The sequence below is a fragment of the Nocardia sp. NBC_01730 genome (assembly GCF_035920445.1).
Lineage (GTDB): Bacteria > Actinomycetota > Actinomycetes > Mycobacteriales > Mycobacteriaceae > Nocardia.
This window is the reverse complement of sequence record NZ_CP109162.1, coordinates 5,635,599-5,658,503: the sequence shown is the minus strand read 5'-3', so window position 1 is coordinate 5,658,503 and position 22,905 is coordinate 5,635,599. Positions and strand designations below refer to the sequence as shown.

At 66.3% G+C, this 22,905-nt stretch carries 24 protein-coding genes, 1 tRNA gene and 1 pseudogene; 16 read left to right on the top strand and 10 right to left on the bottom strand.

The window, feature by feature from the left end; all coding sequences use genetic code 11:
- Nucleotides 1-4: 4 nt before the first annotated feature.
- Nucleotides 5-247: a hypothetical protein gene (locus tag OHB12_RS23550; RefSeq protein WP_327110755.1), complete on the bottom strand. Its 243-nt coding sequence runs from the start codon at nucleotides 245-247 to the stop codon at nucleotides 5-7.
- Nucleotides 248-721: 474 nt separating this feature from the next.
- Here OHB12_RS23550 and OHB12_RS23545 point away from each other — a divergent pair, with 474 nt between their 5' ends.
- From OHB12_RS23545 to OHB12_RS23520, 6 genes are all read left to right on the top strand, one after another.
- Nucleotides 722-1,003, top strand: coding sequence for a DUF6879 family protein (locus tag OHB12_RS23545; protein ID WP_327110754.1), 282 nt, complete (start codon nucleotides 722-724; stop codon nucleotides 1,001-1,003).
- A complete protein-coding gene (locus OHB12_RS23540; RefSeq protein WP_327110753.1) occupies nucleotides 984-1,832 on the top strand; it encodes a helix-turn-helix domain-containing protein in 849 nt (282 codons plus the stop codon). Before OHB12_RS23545 ends, OHB12_RS23540 begins: the two co-directional genes overlap by 20 nt.
- A 134-nt stretch (nucleotides 1,833-1,966) precedes the next feature.
- Nucleotides 1,967-2,344 (top strand): ArsR/SmtB family transcription factor, encoded by a 378-nt coding sequence (locus tag OHB12_RS23535; RefSeq protein WP_327110752.1) that lies wholly within the window; start codon nucleotides 1,967-1,969, stop codon nucleotides 2,342-2,344.
- A complete protein-coding gene (arsB, locus tag OHB12_RS23530) occupies nucleotides 2,341-3,447 on the top strand; it encodes an ACR3 family arsenite efflux transporter (RefSeq protein ID WP_327110751.1) in 1,107 nt (368 codons plus the stop codon). Before OHB12_RS23535 ends, arsB begins: the two co-directional genes overlap by 4 nt.
- Nucleotides 3,444-3,884: an arsenate-mycothiol transferase ArsC gene (locus OHB12_RS23525; protein WP_327110750.1), complete on the top strand. Its 441-nt coding sequence runs from the start codon at nucleotides 3,444-3,446 to the stop codon at nucleotides 3,882-3,884. Before arsB ends, OHB12_RS23525 begins: the two co-directional genes overlap by 4 nt.
- Complete coding sequence (locus OHB12_RS23520; RefSeq protein ID WP_327110749.1) at nucleotides 3,874-4,284, top strand: arsenate reductase ArsC; 411 nt, start codon at nucleotides 3,874-3,876, stop codon at nucleotides 4,282-4,284. The genes OHB12_RS23525 and OHB12_RS23520 overlap by 11 nt, the downstream gene beginning before the upstream one ends.
- Before the next feature lie 59 nt (nucleotides 4,285-4,343).
- Here OHB12_RS23520 and OHB12_RS23515 read toward each other — a convergent pair whose 3' ends face one another.
- Genes OHB12_RS23515 through OHB12_RS23500 form a run of 4 tightly spaced genes read right to left on the bottom strand, consistent with a single transcriptional unit; the run spans nucleotide 4,344 to nucleotide 7,968 of the window.
- Nucleotides 4,344-5,159, bottom strand: coding sequence for an alpha/beta fold hydrolase (locus OHB12_RS23515; RefSeq protein WP_327110748.1), 816 nt, complete (start codon nucleotides 5,157-5,159; stop codon nucleotides 4,344-4,346).
- Nucleotides 5,156-6,232, bottom strand: a complete 1,077-nt coding sequence (locus OHB12_RS23510) for a flavin-containing monooxygenase (protein WP_327110747.1) — start codon at nucleotides 6,230-6,232, stop codon at nucleotides 5,156-5,158. The genes OHB12_RS23515 and OHB12_RS23510 overlap by 4 nt, the downstream gene beginning before the upstream one ends.
- Nucleotides 6,229-7,449, bottom strand: coding sequence for an MFS transporter (locus OHB12_RS23505; protein WP_327110746.1), 1,221 nt, complete (start codon nucleotides 7,447-7,449; stop codon nucleotides 6,229-6,231). Before OHB12_RS23505 ends, OHB12_RS23510 begins: the two co-directional genes overlap by 4 nt.
- Nucleotides 7,450-7,464: 15 nt before the next feature.
- Nucleotides 7,465-7,968 carry an ArsI/CadI family heavy metal resistance metalloenzyme gene (locus OHB12_RS23500; RefSeq protein WP_327121365.1) on the bottom strand — a complete coding sequence of 168 codons (504 nt, stop codon included), beginning with the start codon at nucleotides 7,966-7,968 and terminating at the stop codon, nucleotides 7,465-7,467.
- Nucleotides 7,969-8,064: 96 nt separating this feature from the next.
- Between OHB12_RS23500 and OHB12_RS23495 the strand changes: the two genes are divergently transcribed.
- On the top strand, nucleotides 8,065-8,424 hold the full coding sequence (locus tag OHB12_RS23495; RefSeq protein WP_327110745.1) for an Rv2640c family ArsR-like transcriptional regulator: 360 nt from the start codon (nucleotides 8,065-8,067) through the stop codon (nucleotides 8,422-8,424).
- A gap of 437 nt (nucleotides 8,425-8,861) precedes the next feature.
- On the opposite strand, the gene OHB12_RS23490 is transcribed toward OHB12_RS23495, so the two are convergent.
- Nucleotides 8,862-8,935: transfer RNA gene (locus OHB12_RS23490), tRNA-Gly, on the bottom strand.
- A gap of 371 nt (nucleotides 8,936-9,306) precedes the next feature.
- Here OHB12_RS23490 and OHB12_RS23485 point away from each other — a divergent pair.
- From OHB12_RS23485 to OHB12_RS23470, 4 genes are all read left to right on the top strand, one after another.
- The gene (locus OHB12_RS23485) at nucleotides 9,307-9,816 is read left to right on the top strand and encodes a hypothetical protein (RefSeq protein WP_327110744.1); all 510 of its coding nucleotides are present in this window, start codon (nucleotides 9,307-9,309) and stop codon (nucleotides 9,814-9,816) included.
- 194 nt (nucleotides 9,817-10,010) lie between these two features.
- Nucleotides 10,011-10,688 carry a TetR/AcrR family transcriptional regulator gene (locus OHB12_RS23480; RefSeq protein WP_327110743.1) on the top strand — a complete coding sequence of 226 codons (678 nt, stop codon included), beginning with the start codon at nucleotides 10,011-10,013 and terminating at the stop codon, nucleotides 10,686-10,688.
- The gene (locus OHB12_RS23475) at nucleotides 10,685-11,596 is read left to right on the top strand and encodes an ABC transporter ATP-binding protein (RefSeq protein WP_327110742.1); all 912 of its coding nucleotides are present in this window, start codon (nucleotides 10,685-10,687) and stop codon (nucleotides 11,594-11,596) included. The genes OHB12_RS23480 and OHB12_RS23475 overlap by 4 nt, the downstream gene beginning before the upstream one ends.
- Nucleotides 11,593-13,230: an ABC transporter permease gene (locus tag OHB12_RS23470; RefSeq protein WP_327110741.1), complete on the top strand. Its 1,638-nt coding sequence runs from the start codon at nucleotides 11,593-11,595 to the stop codon at nucleotides 13,228-13,230. Before OHB12_RS23475 ends, OHB12_RS23470 begins: the two co-directional genes overlap by 4 nt.
- 247 nt (nucleotides 13,231-13,477) lie before the next feature.
- Here the strand turns inward: OHB12_RS23470 and OHB12_RS23465 are convergent, their stop codons facing one another.
- On the bottom strand, nucleotides 13,478-14,161 hold the full coding sequence (locus OHB12_RS23465; protein ID WP_327110740.1) for a phosphatase PAP2 family protein: 684 nt from the start codon (nucleotides 14,159-14,161) through the stop codon (nucleotides 13,478-13,480).
- A gap of 129 nt (nucleotides 14,162-14,290) precedes the next feature.
- Here OHB12_RS23465 and dcd point away from each other — a divergent pair, with 129 nt between their 5' ends.
- The gene (dcd, locus tag OHB12_RS23460) at nucleotides 14,291-14,890 is read left to right on the top strand and encodes a dCTP deaminase (RefSeq protein WP_327110739.1); all 600 of its coding nucleotides are present in this window, start codon (nucleotides 14,291-14,293) and stop codon (nucleotides 14,888-14,890) included.
- Between the two features lie 116 nt (nucleotides 14,891-15,006).
- Here the strand turns inward: dcd and OHB12_RS23455 are convergent, their stop codons facing one another.
- Complete coding sequence (locus tag OHB12_RS23455) at nucleotides 15,007-15,456, bottom strand: hypothetical protein (protein WP_327110738.1); 450 nt, start codon at nucleotides 15,454-15,456, stop codon at nucleotides 15,007-15,009.
- A 233-nt stretch (nucleotides 15,457-15,689) separates the two neighbouring features.
- On the opposite strand from OHB12_RS23455, the gene OHB12_RS23450 reads away from it, so the two are divergent.
- The 3 genes from OHB12_RS23450 to OHB12_RS23440 all read left to right on the top strand — a co-directional run bounded on the left by OHB12_RS23450 (nucleotide 15,690) and on the right by OHB12_RS23440 (nucleotide 20,020).
- Entirely contained in the window at nucleotides 15,690-17,030 is a 1,341-nt protein-coding gene (locus OHB12_RS23450; protein WP_327110737.1) for an XRE family transcriptional regulator, read from the top strand.
- An 89-nt stretch (nucleotides 17,031-17,119) separates the two neighbouring features.
- The gene (locus OHB12_RS23445; protein WP_327110736.1) at nucleotides 17,120-18,376 is read left to right on the top strand and encodes a pyridoxal phosphate-dependent aminotransferase; all 1,257 of its coding nucleotides are present in this window, start codon (nucleotides 17,120-17,122) and stop codon (nucleotides 18,374-18,376) included.
- A 372-nt stretch (nucleotides 18,377-18,748) separates the two neighbouring features.
- Nucleotides 18,749-20,020, top strand: a complete 1,272-nt coding sequence (locus OHB12_RS23440) for a YibE/F family protein (protein WP_327110735.1) — start codon at nucleotides 18,749-18,751, stop codon at nucleotides 20,018-20,020.
- A gap of 79 nt (nucleotides 20,021-20,099) precedes the next feature.
- On the opposite strand, the gene OHB12_RS23435 is transcribed toward OHB12_RS23440, so the two are convergent.
- Together OHB12_RS23435 and OHB12_RS23430 are read right to left on the bottom strand one after the other, a co-directional pair.
- Nucleotides 20,100-21,410, bottom strand: a complete 1,311-nt coding sequence (locus tag OHB12_RS23435; protein WP_327110734.1) for an Hsp70 family protein — start codon at nucleotides 21,408-21,410, stop codon at nucleotides 20,100-20,102.
- 150 nt (nucleotides 21,411-21,560) lie between these two features.
- Nucleotides 21,561-22,132, bottom strand: a pseudogene (locus tag OHB12_RS23430) (UDP binding domain-containing protein); the annotation flags it as partial.
- Between the two features lie 188 nt (nucleotides 22,133-22,320).
- Between OHB12_RS23430 and OHB12_RS23425 the strand changes: the two are divergent.
- The gene (locus tag OHB12_RS23425) at nucleotides 22,321-22,860 is read left to right on the top strand and encodes a YdcF family protein (protein ID WP_327110733.1); all 540 of its coding nucleotides are present in this window, start codon (nucleotides 22,321-22,323) and stop codon (nucleotides 22,858-22,860) included.
- Nucleotides 22,861-22,905: the final 45 nt, after the last annotated feature.

Here is a 22,905-nt window from a genome sequence, read left to right as displayed (position 1 = left end):
GCGATCACCACTCCCACGGGCTCTCGGCAACGGGAACTTCGACGGCGGTCTCGTGCTCGGGAATCGCCATCTGCGCAAGGATTTCGGGGTTCTGGATGGGCTGCCCTGCGACGGTGAACGAGCCTCGGCCGGAGTCATGGAGGTGTCCGCCTGTGTAGGTGCCTGGCTGCAGCCATCGCAGCAGCATGTGGGGGATCTCGACTTGGTTGGCATGGTCGGGCACTTCGTAGCCCTGCGCGAGGTACACCTCGCGGGCGTCGCCGAGCCAAAGCCGCGGCGATCCGGTGTTCGAGGTGGGTCCGCCGAGAAGTCGTAATGCTATGGGTTTGCCTGTCTCGCGTGAGGGTTTTGCGCTTTGACTCTTCTATCGTGGCTGGCCGAGTCGATCTTCGGCAATGGTTGACGCAAAGTGCCGCAAATTTATAGCGGATCTCCTTGCCTGGTTCGTAGCGTTCTTCGCAGCGCTCGTCGCGGACTCCGCTTGAGAGGGTCAAGCCGAAGAACCCGGCGGCGAGCGCCCAACAGCACCCGGCGCCGGGTGAAGCCCTTCCCTCATCAGGGCACACCATCAGCGTCTGTCACTCAACTCTGGTGATGTTTCTTCCCGATGCCGGGTGCCCTTTCAAGTCATGCGAGCAGGTGGGATCAGACGAGGAAGGACGGGGACGCCGGGACACCGCAGCAGGTGTGCGGAGGCGCAGGCCGCGGAGCAGCGGCACGGATGGACGCAACAATGGCCGATACCCCGGCGTCCCGATGCCAGTTCGACGCCGGCGAAGATATCCGATGGGTGCCACGTCGCCTGATGTCATCTGTCGCGATCCCTGGCAACGACTTCTATCTGCTCGATGATCGCCTCGTCGTGTTCCTTCACTACGCAGGCAGTGGGCTCGGGGTCGAAAAGGTGACTTCGACCGACGCGCACGATATCCAGCTGTGCCGCACGGCGTTCGAGGCGGTGTGGCAGGTGGCGATACCACACCGTGAGTACAAGCCCGTCTAGTTCCGCGCAGGAAGCGCGGCGTGCGCTAGGTGGTCGGCTCCGCGACCTCCGCAAGGACGCGGAGCTGACCATCCGTCAACTCGGCGACGCGACAGGGCAGCATTACACCCGGGTGTCAAAGATCGAGAACGGGGTTCAGCAACCCACCGATCACGACATCCGCGAATGGTGCCGCATCTGCAACGCCACCGGCGAAGTCCCCGATCTGATCGCCAGTCTCCGCGCGGTGGACTCGGCGTATCTGGAGTTCCGACGCCAGTCTCGCGCTGGCATGAAACGGGTTCTGGGGGCGCACACTCAGAAGCGGTACGAGCAGACGAAGGTGTTCCGGATCTACGAACACAACGTGATCCCTGGTCTTTTCCAGACCGCTGAGTACTGCGCGGCCATGCTGTCGTTTTGGATCGAGTTTTTCGGCACGCCGAACGATGTTGGCGATGCCGTCGCGGTGCGGATGGAACGGCAGCGGATTCTTCAGCGCGGCGGCAAACGGTTCGTCACGGTGATTGAAGGGCAGGCGCTACGAACCTGGTTCGGTACCGCGGAGACACAGGCCGGACAGTTGGGTCGCCTTCTGGAGCTGATGGCCTTGCCGAACATCTCGCTGGGCATCATTCCGCTGATGACGGAGCGTCAGGCCGTCGCGTCTGCCGGTTTCTGGATTTTCGATGATGATTTGGTCGCGTTGGAGACCCCGACAGCAAGCATTCAGGTGACACAACCAGCGGAATGTCACATGTATGCGCGCATGTTCGAAGTTCTGAAAGGCGCCGCGGTGTATGGGCGCGACGCACGAGGGTTGATCATCAAGGCACTCGACGAGTTGTGACCTGTCTCGAAACGTTTTACGCCAGCGCCTGGACGGCGGGGTGCCTGCGCTGCGCGGCGGCGCGGGCATGCGGTGTGGGGTTGTTCACCGGGTGTTTGTTTGCCTTATGTATAGATGATTGTCAATATTGATGTATGTCTAAGTCGCAGTTGCCGGTGACCCCGGTCGAGGCATGCAGCCCAGGACCATGGGTGCGTGAGCCCCTGTCGGGCGAAGCCGCAGTGGAGTTGGCGGCGGTATTCAAGGCTTTGTCGGACCCGGTGCGGTTGCGGTTGCTGAGCTCTATCGCATCCCGGGCCGGGCAGGAAGCATGCGTGTGTGACCTGTCCGAGGGCATCGACCTGACCCAGCCGACGATCTCCCACCACCTGAAGGTGCTACGTGAGGCCGGGCTGCTGACCAGCGAACGCCGCGCTTCCTGGGTGTACTACCGGGTCGTCCCGCAGGCACTGCAGCGCCTCTCTGACGCGCTACTGACGGAAAGCGGCGCGGGCGCCGGGGTGAACGCGTGAGCACCACCGAGACCGCTACCGCTGGTGGTGGCGAGCAGGGTGTGGTGGCGAAGCTGTCGACGCTGGACCGGTTCCTACCTGTGTGGATCGGTGTCGCCATGGCCGCTGGGCTGCTGCTGGGCCGGCTGGTCCCCGGGCTCGGGGACACCCTCGCCGCGATCGAGATCGACGGAATCTCGTTGCCGATCGCGATCGGGCTGCTGATCATGATGTACCCGGTTCTGGCGAAGGTCCGCTACGACCGACTCGACACCGTCACCGGCGACCGGCGACTACTGGTCGGGTCGCTGGTGCTGAACTGGCTGTTGGGTCCGGCGTTGATGTTCGCGCTGGCGTGGCTGCTGCTGGCGGACCTGCCTGAATATCGAACCGGGTTGATCATCGTCGGACTGGCCCGCTGTATCGCGATGGTGATCATCTGGAACGACCTGGCCTGTGGTGATCGTGAAGCCGCCGCGGTGTTGGTGGCGTTGAATTCGATCTTCCAGGTGATCATGTTCGCCGTCCTGGGCTGGTTCTACCTGTCGGTGCTGCCCGGCTGGTTGGGGCTGGAGCAGACCACGATCGACACCTCGCCCTGGCAGATCGCGAAATCCGTACTGATCTTCCTCGGCATCCCACTGCTGACCGGGTTCCTGACGCGCCGCTTCGGTGAACGCGCGAAGGGACGCGACTGGTACGAGTCGACCCTGCTGCCGCGGATCGGGCCGTGGGCGTTGTACGGGCTGCTGTTCACGATCGTGATCCTGTTCGCGTTGCAGGGCGACCGGATCACCTCCCAGCCGGTGGATGTGGTGCGCATTGCCGTGCCGTTGCTGGCCTACTTCGCGATCATGTGGGGCGGCGGCTATTTATTGGGCGCCGTCATGGGTCTGAGCTACGAGCGCACGACCACGCTGGCGTTCACCGCGGCGGGCAACAACTTCGAACTGGCCATCGCGGTCGCGATCGCCACCTATGGCGCGACCTCCGGACAGGCACTCGCCGGGGTCGTCGGGCCGCTGATCGAGGTCCCGGTCCTGGTGGCGCTGGTGTATGTCTCTCTCGCCCTGCGCAACCGGTTCCGTGACGAGGCTGCCTCGGGCGGGGCCTCGCTGCGATGAGCACGCCGACGGTGCTGCTCGTGTGCGTGCGCAACAGCGGCAAGTCGCAGATGGCGGCCGCGTTGATGCGCCAGGCCGCCGGCGAGCGCATCGAGGTGCATTCGGCCGGCACCGACCCGGGTGCGGCGCTGAATCCGCTGTCGCTGCAGGTGCTCGACGAAGTCGGCGCCCCCACCGCGGGTGAGGTGCCCAAGCCGATCGATGCTGCGCTGCTCGCACGCACCGATCTGGTTGTCGTGCTGGGGCGTGAAGCCCGACCCCACGTTCCCGGGGGAGTGCGGGTGCAGCACTGGGACACCGTGGAGCCTTCGGAGTGGGGTGTCGAGGGCATCGAGCGCATGCGCCTGATCCGCGACGACATCACCGCCCGTGTCCAAGCCCTGCTCGCCGAACTCGACATCCCTCTGCTTGAAAGGCTGTCCCCGTATGACCATTAAGCCCAGTGTGTTGTTCGTCTGCGTCCACAACGCCGGCCGCTCCCAGATGGCCGCGGCATTCCTGGCCCACCTCGCCCGAGGCGCGATCGAAGTTCGCTCCGCCGGCAGCGCTCCGGCCGAATCGATCAATCCGGCAGCGGTGGCGGCGATGGGTGAGGTCGGGATCGATATCGCCGACCAGTCGCCGAAGGTGCTGACGTTCGACGCCGTGGAGTCCTCGGATGTGGTCATCACCATGGGATGCGGCGACACCTGCCCGGTGTTCCCCGGTGTCAGCTACCGCGACTGGGACCTCCCGGACCCGGCCGGCAAGGGTGTCGAGGCCGTGCGCCCGATCCGTGACGAGATCCGGGCCCGGGTCGAGGCGCTTATCGCCGAGCTGCTGCCCGCCCACGCCTGAACCGGCTGGCCTCGACGCGGTGGCCGAGGCATCCCCGACAACCCTGCCGGCCACACCGCTCAGCCGGGAGGTAGTGAGGAGGTCAGCGCCTCGGCCAGCACGGCGGGGTCGACGTGATGGCCTTGCCCCGGCAACGCTTTACGCGTCAGTTCCGGTATCACGGCGGTGAGCAGGTCCGCGGCCTGCAGGATGTAGTCGGCGCTGGTGGTGCCGGTGATCACCGTGGTTGGTGCGGTGATCACGGCGTAGCGGTCTACGGCCGGGTCCAGACCGGCAAGCACCCGCAGCGTCGCAGCGAGGGTCGGGGCCTGAGTGACCTTGAACCACCACAATGGATCCGCTCGCAGTGCGGCCAGCTCTGCCGATGAAAACCCTCCAGCGGCGGCCGAGGCCTGCAGGATCAGGTGCTCGTACTCGCCTGCCGCCAAAGCCGCGTCGACCGCGGCGATGTCGGGTACCGGGTAGGTGATGGGCAGGGGTGGTTCGTAGACGGCGAGTGCTGGGATGCGCGCGGGGGCGGTGAGTGCGGTTTCCAGGGCCAGGACTGCGCCGTAGGAGTAGCCGAACAACACCTCGATTGGACCGACCGCGTCGATGACGGCGAGGATGTCGGCGACCTCGTGTGTGATGTCGGGTGCCGACTGTGGGGGCCCGGAGGTGCCGTGTCCGCGGCAGTTCATGGCCACGACCGTGTAGCTCTCTGCGAGGTGGCCGGCCAGCGGCAGCATGCCCACCGCGCTGCCCAAACCGCCATGCACAGTGAGGATCACCGGACCAGTGCCCCGGCTCAGGTAGGTGATCTGGGTGCCGTCATCGGAGACCACCCGCCCACCACGCACCAACGAATCCGAGCCCGCGCCCAGGAACGTCGTCATCGTGCTTGTTCCGGGAGGCGAGCCGCAGCGGGCTGGAGATGGCGGACGAGGTAGGCCGCGTCGCGGCCGACGCCGCGCAGCGAGTTCGACGACGGAGTGCGCTGCCACTCCAGACCCAGGTATCCCAGACCCGGGTGGGTGGTGGACACCCCGTGGCGGTGGCGGGGCGCACCGGCATCGGTGAGCGCGCCGATCCCGGCCAGATACGGCAGGTGCGGCCTGTAGCCCGTGGCGAGGATGATCGCGTCCACCCGGGTGCGGGTGCCGTCCAGCCACACCACACTGTCGTGATCGAGAAGGGTGAACATCGGTTTACGCGGGGGTTCTCCGGCAGCCATGCTGGTGCGGTAGCGGCCGCCGTCGAGCACCGGCTGGGTCGGCGCCTGCTTCACCAACCGGCCGAGTGGTGTGGCATCGAACCCGGTGATCGTGAACCAGAAGTGCACGTCACGCCCGAGTGGGCGCTGCGGCACGAACTTCACCGGCATCCGGCTGGCCAGGACCACCTCGCTGTGGGCTGCCAGCTCGGCGGCGATCTGCACCGCGGAGTTCCCCGCGCCGACCACGATCACCCGCCGCCCGGCGAACTCGGCTGGGTTGCGGTAGTCGCTGGCGTGCAGGATCTGCCCACCGAATTCGTTCTGGCCCGGCAGGACCGGCAGATACGGGGATCTGAAGGACCCGGTCGCGGCGATCACCCGCGGCGCGGTGAACACCGCACCGGTTCCGGCGGTGACCGCGAATCTACCGTTGTGGGTGACGGTCTCGACGAGGGTGTGGGTGTGGATATCGGTGTCCAGGCCGGCGGCGTAGGAGCGCAGGTAGTCGATGACCTCGTCGCGGTGCGGATACCGGTCTGGATCACCAGGGAACCGCCGCCCGGGCAGAGCGCTGTAGCGGGCGGGTGAGAACAGGGTGAGGCTGTCGTAGTAGCGCGGCCACGACCCGGCCGCCTCACCCGCGGCTTCCAGGATCGCGGTTCGGTGCCCGCGGCGGGTCAGGTGGTGGGCGGCGGCGAGGCCGGACTGCCCGCCGCCGATGACCACGGAGTCGTATTCGTATTCGTGTGTCACAGTGGGACTTTCTTCGATGAAATGACGGTTTGCGTGGCGAACACCGCCGCCACAGTGCCGAGGACGGCCAGGATGAGATAGGCGTGGGCGTAGCTGCCGGACCACGCCGACAACACGGTGCCCGCCCACGGAGCGAGCGCGGAGACGATGACCACCGGCGCGGACAGCAGCCCGTTGAGGCGCCCGTAATGGGTCGCGCCCCACCGATCGGTGATCGCGGTGGCCTGAATCAACGTGAAGATTCCCCGCACCAGCCCGGCACCGATCGACACCGCGATCAACACCACGACACCGGTGACAACGCCCAGCAGCGCGGTGGTGACCGCGAGCGCGACCAAAACCACGATCGTGCGGACGGTGAGGCCGGTATACCGCGCCAACGGCAGGTACCCGATGCGGCCCAGCACCTGACCGGCCCCACCCAACCCCAACGCGAGTGCGGCCAGACTCGGGGAAAAGCCGCGTTCCTGCATCAGCGCCACCAGGTTGAACACGCCCGCGAAACTGACGAACGCAGCCAGGCACAGCGTCACCACCAACGCGGCGAACCCGGGGCTGCGCGCGATACCTATGTGATCGGCATGGGCGGGCTCGGCCGGAGCCGGAGCAGGCGGCCACGGCCCACGCAACCCGGCACAGTGCGCCGGGACGGTCAGCACAGCCAGCGCCACCCCCAGCACCAGATATGTTCCGCGCCAACCGGTGCGTTCATCGAGCGCAGCAGTGACCGGGGCGAACACGGTGCTGGCCAGCCCACCGGCAAGGGTGAGGATCATCAGCGCGGTCACCCGGTCGGTACCCCACCAGCGGGTCAACGCCGCGAACGCCGGCGGATACAACACCGCCCCCATCCCGGCGCCGGCCGCCACCCAGCCGCCGTAGAACACCCACAGATTCGGTGCGACCGCGACCACCAGCAGCGCTACCACCGCGACGACCGAACCAGCGGTCATCACTAGCCGCGGCCCGATCCGGTCCAGTACCCGCCCGACCGGGATACCGGTGAGCGCGGTCGCGAGCTGGCCGAGCGAGAACGCCGCGGTGATCACCGGCGCCGACCATCCGGTGTCGCGGGTGATCGACACCGACAACACCGGAAACGCGTAATACAAGATCCCCCAACTAGAGATTTGCGTCAGGCACAGCACCGCCAGCACCCGGCGGCGCCCCGCCCGCGGCAATCCGATTGCCGCGGGCGCGGTATCGACATCACTCACTCCAGAGTCCGAGCCCTACCGGGCAGCCGGCGCGCAGCACGCGACCCCGGTCCCTGACTCGGGCTCGGTTTCGCCGCGACCGTCGGTGCCGCAGCAGGCCTGCACCGCCTCCCCGTCACTCATCCCGGTCAGTTCCGGGGCGGTGCCGAAGTGCTCGGTATCGCCCAGCACCGTGTAAACCTCCCACCGCTCCGCGTTCGGGCCGGTGACCCACACCTTGTCCTGGGTCGCGAAGCAACACGTCGTCGCGATCTGCTCCTCGGTGAACAAACCGGCCTGCGACAACCGCGCGATCTCGGCATGCACCTTCTCCGACGAATCCACCTCCACCCCCAGGTGATTCACGCTGCCGCCGTGGCCCGGGTTCTCGATGAGCACCAGCTTCAACGGCGGCTCGGCTACCGCGAAATTCGCATATCCCGGCTTGCGTTTGGCCGGCTCCACACCGAACAAGGTCGAGTAGAACCCGATCGCCTGCTCCAGATCATCCACATTGAGAGCGAGCTGAACACGAGACATCATGACCTCCACTTGTGTTACATATATCGAAGAGCTGACAGCGACGAGTCTGCCACCTTTTCGACATAAGTCAATTCCCTAGGTAGGATCGGGGCCATGCCCAAAGCGCTGCCCGTCATCGATATGTCCGCCCCCGTCTGCTGCGCGCCGGTAGCCGCCGGACCGATCGACGACGACGCGGCACTGCACGTCGCGCTGCGCCTGAAAGCGCTCGCCGACCCCGTCCGGGTGAAGCTGATGTCGCTGCTACTGGCCAGTCCCGGCAGCGGCGAAAACGGAGGTGATCTCGCCGCCGCGGTCGGACTGTCCGAATCCACGGTCAGCCACCACCTCACCCAACTGCGCAAAGCAGGCCTGGTCAGCTCCGAACGTCACGGCATGAACGTCATCCACCGTGCCCACCGCGACGCACTCGCGGCACTATGCGTCGTGCTCGACCCCAACTGCTGCCGCTGAACCCCTGCATCGCAACATCTTCCGTCTTGCCGCCGGGCGTGGTCCGCACCTCGACTCCCGCTTGCGCAGTGTCCCTCCTGCTGATGTCGCGCGGCCACGCTCTGTTGGGTGCCGGCGAGTTCTAGAGCGGAGGGCTGGAACATATGTGGAGTGCCGCGGCAGTCTTGACGGCCCGGCCAAGCTCGTATCGCAGCCGGGCGGCGAGGTAGTTCAGATCGCTGGCCTCCTCGGCTTGCGCGTGTGGAATCCGGCCGGTGTCTTGCGCTGCCATTGCCATCGGGGGAGTTCAGGCAACGGCTCCGCACCCTCTGAACTGGGGTGATTCGCCCCATTCGGCTGTGCGCCTTCGGAATGCGCATTGGGTACAGCTTTGGGTACAGTACTGTTCGTGCTGTGATTCTAAAAAAGAACCCGCCCTGGTCAGGGCGGGTTTCTGGTGGAGCCGATGACGGGAATCGAACCCGCGCTGTCTGCTTGGGAAGCAGAAGTTCTGCCATTGAACTACATCGGCGTGACGATGCGTCGTCAAACGAGACTGTAGCAGAGTCCGCGTGTAGCCGGGAAAAGTCCAGGTAGATGGTCCTGACCTGCGCCGATGTCACTACGCATCGCCGCTGGACCGGCTGGTCCTGCGATCGGCGGCGGAGCGATGTCGGCTGCGGTGGAGCGACTTCCGCGATTCCGGTTGTCCTGCGGTAGGTGTGCGGAGTCCATCAGGAGGTCGGCCAGGTCGATGCGGTCGCGGGCGTCGTGGCGCCAACGCCGACACCCCTCGAGCGGACTTTTATCGGAGTGGCCGCTGCCCGGCCGGACAGCGGGTCGGCGGTCTGACCATTCTCAGCCACGCGGAGCGTCCCTGAGAACCAGGTATGAAGGAGAACTGTGGCAACAGAGCTGACCGTGTTCTCCGACTACCAGCAAATCCACCTCCTCGATAGCGGCTCCTCGACCGAGCTGGCAGACCAATGGTCAGATTCCGCGCTGCTCGACTACTTGGCGATGGCGGATGACGCGATCGGCATCTGCACAGGGGTCAACGGCTATGTCGCTGTCACGATCGACGTGACCGACGCCCCGCCGGCCGATGACAAGGATGCCTTCGGCACGGTGACGGAGTGCAGCCTCCGAGCCGACTCCGGCACGTTGAGGCTTACTTGTCCGACCTACGGCGAGGACGACGGTGATCTGGTGACGGTTCCGAAGGGGTGGCTGCGGTTGCGCGTGTCTTTGGCGCGGTCGGTCGATAACGAGGAATACGACGAGGATTCGGATGACCCTGCCGGTCGGCAGCACATCCGGATTCAGTGCTGGCCTGCTGAACCTGCCGACGCCGTCGTGGTCAAGGGATGGAATCCCGACACAGGCTCATTCCACCCGGTACCGGCGAACTGAGCTTCGTCGCGTCGCTTCGAAATGGCCGGCCGACCGGTCTGAAGGTCACCGCCGGTAATGATGTACTTCTGGCGGGCGCACCTTTGTCTACCTGCGGGAATGCGTAACCCCCTGCGCGGCCTGTCTTTCCGGTACGGGGTCCGCATGGGCCAACTGCTTGCGGCGCGACTGAACGTCTGTTTAGTATATTGAACATGCGTTTAGCACCAGCATCTGATGCCGACCTGACCGCACGAGCCCGGATCCGGGACACGGCGATCGTGATATTCGGTGAGCAAGGGTTTTTCATCGGGGTTCGCGCTATCGCAGCTGCCGCCGGGGTGTCGCCTGCCCTGGTGAACCACCATTTCGGGTCCAAGAAGAGCTTGCGCGCGGAGTGCGACGCGTACGTGCTCGAAGTCGTCCGCAAAGCGAAGTCGGAGTACATGCGCGACCCCACTCCGGCGGGACTGCTCACCTCGCTCGCCGAGATCGAGGAGTTCGCACCGCTGATTGCCTACATTGCACGCAGTTATCAAACCGGGGGCGAGCTTGCCACATCGTTGTTCGAGCGTTCGGTCTCCGACGCCGAGCAGTATCTGGCCGAGGGCGTGACGGCAGGCACGATACGGCCCAGCCGGGATCCGAAAGCAAGGGCTCGCTACCTGGCGATGGTCGGCGGCGGCAGCATGATGCTGTTCTTGCAGCTGCGCCAGGATGCCGACGGCAAGATCGACTATCGCGAAGCATTGCGTGACTATGCCGATGAGATGCTGCTGCCCGCGGTGGAGCTCTACACCGAGAGTCTGTTGACCGACCGGATGGCCTTGGACACCTTGCTCGCCGAGCGCGAGCGAATCGCATCCCCCGATTCACCTGAGGAGAATCAATGAGCAACGTGATCGAAGTGCGCGACCTTCGCAAGCAGTTCGGCCAGGTACATGCGCTGGATGGGCTGAATCTCGAAGTCGCCCAAGGGGAAATTCACGGCTTCCTAGGTCCGAACGGCGCGGGCAAGTCCACAACCATCCGGGTGCTGCTCGGCATTCTACGGAAAACGTCGGGGACGGCTACGCTGCTGGGCCGTGACCCGTGGACCGATGCCGTCGAACTGCATCGCGACATCGCTTATGTGCCGGGAGATGTGACGTTGTGGCCTTCGCTGACCGGCGGGGAAACCATTGATCTGCTGGCGCGGATGCGCGGCGGTATCGACGAGACACGCCGCATCGAGCTGATCGAACGCTTCGATCTCGATCCGCGGAAGAAGGCGCGCACCTACTCCAAGGGAAATCGGCAGAAGGTGGCGTTGGTTTCCGCGTTCTCGTCCTATGCCGACCTGCTCCTGCTGGATGAGCCGACATCCGGACTGGATCCGCTGATGGAACAGGTATTCCGGGAATGCGTCGCCGAAGCACGCGACCGCGGCGCCACGGTGCTGCTGTCGAGTCACATCCTGGCGGAAGTGGAACAGCTGTGCGAGCGCGTCACGATCATTCGAGCGGGTAGGACCGTCGAGAGCGGCACCCTGGAGTCGATGCGCCATCTGAGCCGCACCTCGATCAAAGCGGAACTCACCCGCGATCCTGGCGATCTCGGCAAGATCCCCGGTGTGCAGGATGTCTCGATCGTGGGCAATGTGCTGCACGCTCAGGTGGAAAGTGAAAGCCTGGGCGAGTTGATCCAGGTGTTGGGTGCGGCCGGAGTGCGCAGCCTGGTGAGTCAGCCGCCCACGCTCGAAGAGCTCTTCCTGCGACACTACGAGGCCGATGGACGCGAGCCGCAGCGGGTGACGGCATGACGACCGCAGTGCTCGCGGGTCCTGGGCACTCTGCTGCGTTGGCGAGTTCATCCGAACTCTCCGGGACCGGACAGTTGCTGCGGCTGTATCTACGGCGCGACCGGATCATCCTGCCGCTGTGGGTGCTGTTGCTGTCTGTGCCACTGGCATCGGTCTATGTGGGCAGCATCGAAAGCGTCTACCCCACCGCGGCCGATCGCGCCTCGTTCCTCGACTCGATCATGGGCAGTCCCGCCCAGCGAGCGATGTACGGGGTCATCTACAACGACAGTCTCGGCGCGGTAAGCATCTGGAAAGCCGGGATGTTCCACACGCTGATCGCTGTCGCGGTGATACTCACCGTTATTCGGCATACCCGTGCGGAGGAGGAGACCGGCCGGGCCGAGTTGCTCGAATCCACCTCCGTCGGACGCTACGCAAGCCTGACGGCGACGTTGGTACTGGGCTTCGGCGCTTCCTTGGCCACCGGATTGATCGGCACGGCGGGGCTGCTCACCACCGACGTGCCCAAGGCCGGTTCGGTGGCATTCGGACTCGCATTGGCAGGCTCGGGCATCGTGTTCGCCGCGGTCGCCGCGGTCGCCGCACAACTCAGCGCTGGTGCGCGCATCGCCCGCATCATCGCCTTCGGCGCGCTGGGCGCCACGTTCGCGCTGCGTGCGGTCGGTGACGCCGGAAACGGAGTGCTGACCTGGCTCGCGCCGCAAGGATGGTCGCTGCAGGTGCGCCCATACGCCGGGGAACGCTGGTGGGTGCTGCTGCTGCACCTGGCGACGGCGGTCGCGTTCACGATTGTCGCCTACCTGCTGCTGCACCGCCGCGATGTAGGTGCGGGGCTCATCGCCGAACGTCCAGGAAAGCCGACGGCCGCAGCCACACTCCGCGGAGTATTCGGGCTGGGGTGGCGATTGCACCGCGGCGTGCTGATCGCGGCGACGATCGGGTTGTGCCTATACGCGCTGCTCATCGGCAGTGTCGTCAACGGCATCGGCGACGAGCTCGGCGACAGCGACGCCATCGAGGACATGCTCAACCGAATGGGCGGCGCACAGGCGCTGGAGGACTCGTTCATCACGATCGCGTTCACGATGCTCGCGGTCGGCACTGCCGCGCTGGCCATCTCGGCGGCACTGCGGCTCTACCACGAGGAGAGCGCGCTTCGTTGTGAGTCGGTGCTGACCGGTGCGGTCGGCCGGATCCGCTGGGCCGCAAGTCATATCGTGTTCGCTCTGGTCGGTCCCACGGTGGCGATCACTGCCGCCGGGCTTGTCGCCGGACTCGTCTACGGCCTCGCCGCCGACGACATCGGCGCGAAGCTGCCCGGCGTGCTCGGTGCCGCGCTGGTGCAACTGCCTGCCATCTGGATGCTTGCCGCGATCACGGTCCTGCTGTTCGGCCTCGTCCCGCGATTCACCCCGGTGGCCTGGGGCGTGCTGGTCGGGTTCATCGCGCTGTTCCTGCTCGGTTCGATCTCCGGGTTCCCCCAGTGGCTGCTCGACCTCGAACCGTTCACCCACACACCTCGGGTCCCCGGTCAGGAATTCCAGGCCGAACCGGTGGCCTGGCTACTGCTCATCGACGTGGCACTCCTCACGGTCGGTCTGTACGCCTTCCACCGCCGCGACCTGCGCTGAACATCGACCGGCCAGGTCCGCTCGCTCCGGAGGCTCACAGGCTCCCGGAGCGAGCGACCAGTCTTGGGTATTCGCCTCGCAGCGCTGGAGCGGAGTCCGCGCAGCATGTGGTCCAGGCGTACGCGCCCGATCGATCAGATGCCGCATCAACGCGTCGGTGACCCAGTGCGAGCCCGACGGCGTCTGCATCGGCTCCGCGTCACTGGTGCCGGGCTCAGATTTTGTGTGGCGAACCTGTCCGCCCAGGTCAGGTCAGTGGTGCGTTGTCGACGAGCCCGGTGGCGGGCGCGCGGGTTTTGCGGCGGATGAGGTAGCGGTAGACGGTCAGGCATGCGAGGAGCCAGAGCGCGCCGAGGCACCAGCCGCCGAGCACGTCGGTGATCCAGTGGACGCCCAGGTAGATCCGGGAGAGGCCCACCGCGGCAACGAATATCGCGGCGAAAGTCGCGGCGAGAGCGCGGAGGACCATGCGGCGCAGGTGCGGGATCAGGACCACGGCGACAATGCCGACCACGACGAACGAGCCGAGGCTGTGCCCGGATGGATAAGACGGGTTCGCCACGGTCATGAGGTGCTCCTCGACGGGCGGACGGGCCCGGCCGATCACGCTCTTGCCGCCGCGGACCAGAAGCCAGGCCCCGAGCCCGGCGATCGCGACCAGCGCTGCCTCGGACCAGCGGCGGCGCCAGGACAGTCCCAGGCACACCAGGGTGGCGAGCGCCGTCATGGCGAGGGCGCCGCCGAGCGCGCTGACCGTCACCGCAGTCGGCGTCAGCACACCGTCGCGGTGCGCGATGGCCCAGTCCGTGACACCGCGATCGAGCCAGGTGCGGCCGTTGTCGTCGAGCGCATGGCGGGTGAGACCGGCGGTGAGCACCACAAGAAGCGCGGCGAACACCGCGATCGCGGTCCGAATCCGATGCGGCGTCACCCCTCCACCGTTCCATCCCGGAATGTCGGCCGTGAGCCGAGGTGCCCAGAGCACGCGGCACCCGCTGTCGACGCGCAGGGTGTCTGTGCGCGTGTGGAGCCGCGGCGAGCAGGCGCTACGCTCGTCGGCGTGCTGCTTTCCGATCGTGACATCCGTGCGGAGATCGCCGCTGGGCGTCTCGGCGTCGAGCCGCTCCTGGAGAACCTGATCCAGCCATCGAGTATCGATGTGCGCCTGGATCGAATGTTCCGCGTGTTCAACAACACCCGCTACACCCACATCGACCCCGCACAGCGGCAGGACGAGCTGACCAGCCCGGTCGAGCCCGCGGAGGGTGAGCCGTTCGTGCTGCACCCCGGCGAGTTCGTGCTCGGCTCCACGCTCGAGGTGTGCACGCTGCCGGACGATCTGGCCGGGCGGCTGGAGGGCAAGTCGAGCCTCGGCAGGCTCGGCCTGCTGACCCACTCGACTGCGGGCTTCATCGATCCCGGCTTCAGCGGCCACATCACGTTGGAGCTGTCCAACGTGGCGAATCTGCCGATCACCCTGTGGCCCGGTATGAAGATCGGCCAGCTCTGTCTGATCAAGCTGACCAGTCCCGCCGAGCACCCGTACGGCAGTGCCGTCGCGGGTTCCAAGTACCAGGGCCAGCGCGGACCGACCCCGTCACGGTCCTATCTCAACTTCCCGCTCTCCACCGCGGCGATCGACGCCGCCGAATCGCGCTGAGCCGAGAATTCCCTATGCCGCATACGTATAGCGGCACCGGACCGAATCCGCCACGTCGACTGTGGGAAGGGGGCGGACCCGGCCCGGGCGGCAGCGGGAACCGATCGCGGAGGTGATCAGTCCCCGCCGCCCGCTCCCACCGCCAGTGCCGTAGTGAGGATGACGGACAATGGTGGGAGCGCGTCACCGCGGTTCGGCGGGTTGACCCAGAAGCACCCTTCCCGGGTCCAGCGGCCGAGACCGGTCGGCAACATCACGGCACTGCCGATGGTGGGAAGGCCGATATCCAAACGGTTGAGCACTTCCAGTACCTGCGTTCCCGGCCTGCTGTCCGGCTCGGCGAGGAAGCTCCACCGGATCTGTCTGGCCAACATGGGACCCCTCGACCCTTGTTGCTCCAGTGCGGTCCTTACCTTTTCGGCGCGTGCGGTCGGCAGGTGGACGACACAGACCCGGCCGGTGATCGGCAGCATGGCGAAACCGCCACGTTCGATGACCGGTAGCCCGAACTCGTGCTGGTAGAACGCGACCCAATCGTCCACGGTCCTGAGTTTCTCCACATTCACGGTGAACTCCTTGCCTTCCGTCTCAAGGGTCCTCGGTCCGCCCGGCGATTCGGTATTGCCCGCACGCCCGCTTTCCGCTGCCCTTCCGCTGCCTTTGATACAAGCCATGTTTCACATGTGGCTCTGCTCACAATCCACTCGTACTCTGGACAAGAAGTTCGTTCGGAAGGGGTGACATCTTGGTCAGGCAATGGTCAGGGAGAGAGGCTCGAGCCCTTCGCGATGCCAAGCGGATGAGCATCAGAGAGTTCGCGGCTCACCTGGGTGTGCACGAAAGGCTGGTGTCCAAGTGGGAGGCCGGGGGCGTCCGGGTCCATCCACGGCCGATCAACCAAGCCGCTCTGGATACCTCCCTGGCCAGGTCCGACGATGTGGTGCGGGCGCGGTTCGCGGCAATGGTCGACGAGCTGGTGGTCGATCGACCCGTCCCACCGGGATTCGATGCGCGTGCCGACTCCTCGGCGCGCACTCGGTATTCGAGCGACGCGGACCTTTTGGCTCTCATAGACGCCGGTGCGATGAGAGGCGATGCGTTAGTAGCGATTTCGGAGAGGGATCTGATCATGGCGGCTGCCCACGAGGCCAGCGAACACGCCGGCAAAGCCGAGAGCACCAATGTGGGTGCGACTACGCTGGAACAACTCGACGCCGATGTGGCGCGCATCGCGAACGACTACGTACACATTCCGCCGGTACCGATGATGGTGGAGATGCTGCGGGTGCGTCGGCGGGTTTACCGCCTGTTGGAGGGGCATCAGCGGCCCGCGGACACCAGCCACCTGTACCTGCTCGCCGGCACCCTCTCGGGTTTGCTCGCCAACGTGAGTACCGATCTGGGCTATTACGACGCGGCAGGCGAGCAGGCCAGAGCAGCCTGGGCCTACGCGGAACTGTGCGGGCACAACGGACTTCGCGCCTGGACCCGTGGCATGCACGCGCTGATCGAGTACTGGTCGAATCGACCACGCCGAGCCGTGCTGCTGGCGCGGAGCGGGCAGCAGTTCGCCGAGTCCGCAACGGCGCAGGTGCGACTGCTCAACATCGAAGCAAGGATCTGGTCCGCGCTGGGCAGCGCCGCCGACGCCGAACGGTGCATCCGGGCCGCCGACGCCGTCCGCGAACTCGCCGGAACCGACACCCTGCACGACGAGGTGGGCGGCGTCTTCGGGTTCAACGACGCCAAGGCGCAGTACTACGCGGGTGCCACCTACATCCACCTCGGACAGGCCGAGCCGGCGCTCAGCGCCACCCAGCGGGCCATCGAACTGTATTCGAAGGGTCCGTCCGAGCAGCGGTCCTACGGCGCCGAGGCACTGGCCCGGGTGGACTGCGCGGCCGCGCACCTGATCAACGGCAGCCTCGACGGCGCGGCCGAGGCGCTGCATCCGGTACTCGGGCTCGACGAGGACAAGCGCATCGCGCAACTCGAGGAGCGGCTCACCGGCGTGCGCAGGCGGATCGCCACCCCGGCCTTCCGCGATGCGGTCGAGGCGCGGTTCCTGGACGAGCGGATCGAGGAGTTCTGCGGCTCCACCGCGGCGCGGAGCATCCCGCCGGGAAGCCCGGCTTGCTGAGGGACTCGTCACACCGCCGGCGGTGCCTGCTCCGACGACGGCCGATCGAACCTCGGACCGGCATTTATCCGCTTGCGACGGATGGCACCATGGGACAGGTGAGTCCGAGTCAGCTACCGCACCGCCCGCCGCGCGTCCTCGAGCAGTCCACGAAGCTGCAGGATGTCGTCTACGAAATCCGTGGACCGGTATACGCGCATGCGGCACGGCTGGAGGCCGAGGGCCATCGGATTCTCAAGCTCAATATCGGCAACCCCGCTCCGTTCGGGTTCGAGGCGCCGGATGTGATCATGCGCGACATCATCGCCGCGCTCCCATACGCCCAGGGCTACTCCGAATCCAAGGGCATTCTGTCCGCGCGGCGCGCGATCGTGACCCGCTACGAGCTCGTGCCGGGCTTCCCCGAACTCGACGTGAACGACGTCTACTTGGGTAACGGCGTTTCCGAGCTGATCACCATCACGATGCAGGCGTTGTTGGACAACGGCGACGAGGTGCTGATCCCGGCGCCGGACTACCCGCTGTGGACCGCCATGACCAGCCTGGGTGGCGGCACCCCGGTGCACTACCTTTGCGACGAAGCCAACGGCTGGCAGCCCGACGTCGCCGATATCGAATCGAAGATCACCGACAAGACCAAGGCATTGCTGGTGATCAACCCGAATAACCCGACCGGTGCGGTGTACTCGGCCGAGGTCCTCCAGCAGTTGGTCGACGTCGCGCGCAAGCATCAGCTGTTGCTGCTCGCCGACGAGATCTACGACAAGATCCTCTACGACGACGCCAAGCACATCTCCCTTGCGACGATGGCGCCCGATCTGCTCTGTCTGACCTTCAACGGGCTGTCCAAGGCGTACCGGGTCGCGGGCTACCGGTCAGGCTGGCTGGCGATCACCGGTCCGAAGGAGCACGCGGCCGGTTTCCTGGAGGGCATCGACCTGCTTGCCTCGTCCAGGTTGTGTCCGAATGTGCCTGCGCAGCATGCGATTCAGGTGGCGCTCGGCGGACATCAGAGCATCGAGGATCTGATCCTGCCCGGCGGCCGACTACTCGAACAGCGCGATGTCGCCTGGGAGCGGTTGAACATGATTCCTGGTGTGACCTGTGTGAAGCCGAAGGGCGCGCTCTACACGTTCCCCAGGCTGGATCCGAACGTGCACGAGATCTACGACGACTCGAAGCTGATCCTCGATCTGCTGCTGCAGGAGAAGATCCTGATGGTGCAGGGCACCGGCTTCAACTGGCCCGATCACGATCATCTGCGGATCGTGACGCTGCCCTGGGCGAGGGATCTAGCGGTCGCGATCGAGCGCTTCGGCAACTTCTTGTCCAGCTATCGCCAGTAGCGGAAGAGTCGGCCCTCGGCCATAGTCGCCCCGCTTCCGGCCCTGAAACAAACTCGATGTTTGGATATTCGCCAGATTTGAATACCAGCTAGCGCAAAAGAAGTACTTTTGTGTACAGTAGTCCTCGGCACCTAGAGTGCCTGGTCGGATGGCCTACCCCCCTGGGCGCATCCGACCTCGGGTTCGGCCGCCTACCCCCCTGGGCGCCTACCCGCGGGCGGCGGAGACATCCCCCTGCTCTCCGCCGCCCCCTCAAAAACCCTCTTCTCCTCACCAACGGTGTATCCGCTGTGTCCTGCCGCGCCGCGCCAATCTTGAAAATGAAATCCTTTAAGCTCGCTCCGGGTAGACACTCTGACAAGTAGGAGCGCGGTGAGCGACCACCACCATCACCACGATCACTCGGAACCGATCGCGATCGGCGCGACGGCGGCTCGCGTGGTCGTCGGGTTACTCACCGCCGTCGGCATTCTCGTCGTGATCGGCGCGATCATGCTGTGGCCGAGCAAGCAGCACGTGGACATCCCCTTGCCGATGCAGAACGCGGGCGGCGGGGCGGTGCAGACCGAAGCGGGCACCGTGATGATGCAGGACATCGGGCCGTGCGGCAGTTCGTCGCTGGGCAAGGTCTTCGTCGACAAGCCGGAGGCGCCGCGCAGCAACGCCTACACCTGCCAGCGCAGCCTGATCGCGATCGAGTCCGGTCCGCACAAGGGCAACCACACGCTGTTCGAAATCGCACCCGGCCCAGGGCAACCCGATCTGCGCGCGGGTGACAGGATCCGGCTGGTCCGCCAGACCGATCCGAGCGGGACGCCGCTGTACTCGTTCGAGGACTACGCGCGCGGGCTGCCACTGACGCTGATCGTGCTGGTGTTCGTGGTAGTGATCATCGTGGTGGCGCGCTGGCGTGGTCTGCGCGCGCTGCTCGGCCTGGTGTTCGCGTTCGCGGTGCTCGTGCTGTTCCTGCTGCCCGCCCTGTTGGACGGCAAACCGGCGATCCCGGTCGCGTTGGTCGCGGGCTCGCTGATCCTGTACGCGGTGCTCTATCTGGCGCACGGGGTGAATCTGCGCACCAGTTCGGCGCTGCTCGGCACACTGACCTCGATGCTGGTCGCGGCGGCGCTGTCCTGGGGAACGATCGAGCTGACCCACCTGACCGGGCTGTCCGAAGAGCAGAACACCAACGTCGCCACCTACCTTCAGCACGTCAGCATTACCGGACTGCTGCTCGCCGGTTTCATCATCGGTTCGCTCGGCGTGCTCAACGACGTCACGATCACCCAGGCGTCGGCCGCGTTCGAGCTGGCGGCCATCGATCAGTCGGCCTCGCGGCGCGAGGTTTTCACCGCCGCCATGCGGGTAGGACGCGACCACATCGCCAGCACCGTGTACACCCTGGTGCTCGCCTACGCCGGTGGTGCGCTACCACTCTTGCTGCTGTTCAGTGTGGCGGGGCGGTCCATTCGCGACGTACTGACCGGTGACGCGGTCGCGATCGAGATCGCGCGCTCCGCGGTCGGCGGTATCGCGCTCGCGATGTCGGTTCCGCTGACCACCGGCATCGCGGTCCTGCTCGCCCGTCCGTTCGGCGGCAAGGAGACCACTCCACCGCCGCGCCACGCCAGGCACGCGCGGACCTGAGTCCAGGGGCGTTCGGAGCTGGGCCTCGGCACTTCCACGTGGTGGGGGTCCACCGCGAATCGCGGAGGCGCGCGGGCGATCAGCGCGGAGGCGGCGGCGGGAAGGGGAAGATCTCCGGTGGAATCGTGGGGACAACGATCGGCGGAAGACCGGGTACCACGATGGTGTTCGGGCCGGGCGTCGGTGGCGCTTCGGTGGTGGTCTGGCGCCGGTTCGGTGGGGGTGCGGCGACCGATTCGTGCGCTGGCTCCGCCGTCGTGCCGGGCGCGACCGCGATCTCTGGATCGAGCACGGTGGTGCGCGGCGCGGTGGTCGGTGACACCGAGGGCGACCCCTCGCTGCTGTGCGAATCACGTTCCAGCACCTGCGGACCGTAGCCGAGACCGAGACCGATCGCGGCGATCACGGCGAGTGCGCTCACCGTCAGCACGGCGCCGCTGATCTCGCGTTTGCCGGTCGCGGCAGGTGCGGACAACCAGGCGGGCGACAGTTCGTCGTCGCCGAGCGCCGGGTTCGCGGCCGGGGTCTCCGTGCGAACCGGCCGGGCCAGCAGCGCGGCGCCGCGGGCCATCACGGTCTCGGGGCTGTCCGGGACGACGACCGGCACGCCCATCCACCGTTCGAGAACCTTGGCGACCAGCGGGATTCGCGCGCAGCCGCCGATGGCGAGCACCCCGTGCACGGGGCGGTCCGAGCGCACGATCACATCCCGGGTCATCCGCGCCGATGATTCGATCGCCAGCATGATCAGCGACTCGAAGTTCTCCTGCGCCAGCAGCACCAAGCCCTGCTCACTGGGCAGCGCGACCGCGGTGTTGGAGGTCAGCTGCTCCTTGGCCTCCCGGCACAGCGCATCCAGCGCGGCGAGACCTGCGGCGTTCGGCGGGTGCGCGATCCGGCCCGATGCGATCTGCTGTTCCCTGATCAGCGAATCGAGGTAGTCGCCGCTGATGTCGCTGGTGCGTTCGCTGTGGCGGACCTCGCGGGTCTGGGTGTCGACCACGCTCACCGACAAGCCCGAGCTGCCGAGGTCGTAGACCACCAGCGACGAGATGCCGCGGATGTCGCCGGTGGACTGCGCGAACTCCAATGCCGCGACGATCTCCGGAACGAGCTCGTAGTTGGTCAGCTGCTGGCGCGCCATCGCCGCGCGGATCGCGCGGGCATGCTGCTCACTGCGATAGGCGATCGCGGTGGCGCCGATACTCGGGGTGGCTTCCAGCGTGACCCCGATGGCCTCGGCCGCCAGCCCTTCCACGCTCTGGTCGAGCACCGGAATGCTCTGCAGGTCGAACGAATGCGGTGTGACATGCCCGTGGGGGTTCCCAGCGTGTGGCCGCGCCATACGGACAGCGCCGGCCCCCACCGAAACTCCCAGTACCGAACTCATCCAGCTGCCCATCTCGTTCATGCGTCACGACATGCGAGCCTGCGCCGTCCGTTCGGCGGAGGTCCGCTGGACGGACCCTACCGTCGACGATCAGTTGTGCTTGAGGCAGGACTGGTCATCCGGCCAGTAGTCCCGCCTTGCCTCGCAACTCTACGGCGTGCCGAGTCCCGCGTACACCCATCGGCGGCTCTCCAGGTGGCACGATTGAGACAGTTCCGGCCGTCGATGATGCTGCGGGCTCGCACTACTCGGTCCAGGTCCTCCGGACGCAGCGCCGTGAACTCGTTCCATTCGGTGAGGACGAGCACCACGTCGGCGCGTTGGCACGCCTCGGTGATCGAGGTCGCGTAGTTCAGGGTCGGGAACACCCGGCGCGAATTCTCCAGTGCCTCAGGGTCATAGACGGTCACCACCGCGCCGTGCAGCTGGATCATGCCTGCCACGTTCAGCGCGGGCGAGTCGCGGACGTCGTCGGATTCCGGCTCGAGCGCCGCGCCGAGCACCGCGACGTTGGCGCCGAGCAGCGATCTGCCGCAGGCGCGGGCGGCCATGTCCACCGCCTTGGTGCGGCGGCGCATGTTGATGTTGTCCACCTCGCGCAGAAGGGCCACCGCGTGGTCGGCGCCCAGTTCGCGGGAGCGGGCCATGAACGCGCGAATGTCCTTCAGTAGGCAGCCGCCGCCGAATCCCAAGCCTGCGTTGAGGAATCGGCGGCCGAAGCGTGCGTGGCCCCGAGATACCCGGTTCCGAAGACTGTGCATCGCATGATCGATTGGTAAACCCTGCCGGTGGCCGCGCGACGTCACCGGGGCAAGGGTCCGGGCAACAGCAGATGTACATGCGGTGACTTCGGTCGGCGAAACGCCCTGACCTGCGGGATCCTTCCCGCCGCCCAGCTAGCATCGGCGTGGTGCGACGACATCATCGGTGGACCTGGACCCTGCTCGGCGTGGTCCTCGTGGTCGCCGTTGCCGTGGTGGCGCTGTGGCCGGTCTATGTGCGCCCGCGCACCGACATACCCGCCCCGGCGGACGCCATTCTCGTCCTGGGCGGCGCGCACGACGGGCGCGAACAACTCGGCCTCCGCCTGGCGCGCGAGGGGTACGCACCGCGGGTGCTGTTCTCCGATCCCTACGAGAACAGCGGGCTGGTGAACCGGATCTGTCACGGCGGCTACAGCTTCGAGGTCACCTGCTTCGACCCCTCCCCGCGCACCACCCGCGGCGAGGGACGCGAACTCGCCCGCCTCGCCCGTGCCGACAACTGGCGCCGCGTCATCGTCGTCACTTTCACCCCGCACATTTCCCGAGCTCGCTACATCCTCGAAAAGTGCTGGGACGGAGAACTTCTCTTCACCGACCCCGAACCAGACCTCTCGGTGCTCCGCTGGGGATACGACTACGTCTACCAGTCGGTGGGGTACATCAAAGCCTTCTTCGAGGACTGTTAGTGGCGGTAGAAGGAAGTGAGTTTCACAGTCCAACTTCTGGGGAGC

Bases quoted from the DNA above. Each gene is read 5' to 3' on its own strand.
- OHB12_RS23495 (WP_327110745.1), top strand. From the start codon at position 8,065: ATGCCCAAAGCGCTGCCCGTCATCGATATGTCCGCCCCCGTCTGCTGC.
- OHB12_RS23480 (WP_327110743.1), top strand. From the start codon at position 10,011: ATGCGTTTAGCACCAGCATCTGATGCCGACCTGACCGCACGAGCCCGG.
- OHB12_RS23545 (WP_327110754.1), top strand. From the start codon at position 722: ATGGACGCAACAATGGCCGATACCCCGGCGTCCCGATGCCAGTTCGAC.
- OHB12_RS23520 (WP_327110749.1), top strand. From the start codon at position 3,874: ATGACCATTAAGCCCAGTGTGTTGTTCGTCTGCGTCCACAACGCCGGC.
- OHB12_RS23445 (WP_327110736.1), top strand. From the start codon at position 17,120: ATGGGACAGGTGAGTCCGAGTCAGCTACCGCACCGCCCGCCGCGCGTC.
- OHB12_RS23470 (WP_327110741.1), top strand. From the start codon at position 11,593: ATGACGACCGCAGTGCTCGCGGGTCCTGGGCACTCTGCTGCGTTGGCG.
- OHB12_RS23515 (WP_327110748.1), bottom strand. From the start codon at position 5,159: ATGACGACGTTCCTGGGCGCGGGCTCGGATTCGTTGGTGCGTGGTGGG.
- OHB12_RS23475 (WP_327110742.1), top strand. From the start codon at position 10,685: ATGAGCAACGTGATCGAAGTGCGCGACCTTCGCAAGCAGTTCGGCCAG.
- OHB12_RS23525 (WP_327110750.1), top strand. From the start codon at position 3,444: ATGAGCACGCCGACGGTGCTGCTCGTGTGCGTGCGCAACAGCGGCAAG.
- OHB12_RS23450 (WP_327110737.1), top strand. From the start codon at position 15,690: ATGAGCATCAGAGAGTTCGCGGCTCACCTGGGTGTGCACGAAAGGCTG.
- OHB12_RS23500 (WP_327121365.1), bottom strand. From the start codon at position 7,968: ATGTCTCGTGTTCAGCTCGCTCTCAATGTGGATGATCTGGAGCAGGCG.
- OHB12_RS23435 (WP_327110734.1), bottom strand. From the start codon at position 21,410: ATGAGTTCGGTACTGGGAGTTTCGGTGGGGGCCGGCGCTGTCCGTATG.
- OHB12_RS23535 (WP_327110752.1), top strand. From the start codon at position 1,967: ATGTCTAAGTCGCAGTTGCCGGTGACCCCGGTCGAGGCATGCAGCCCA.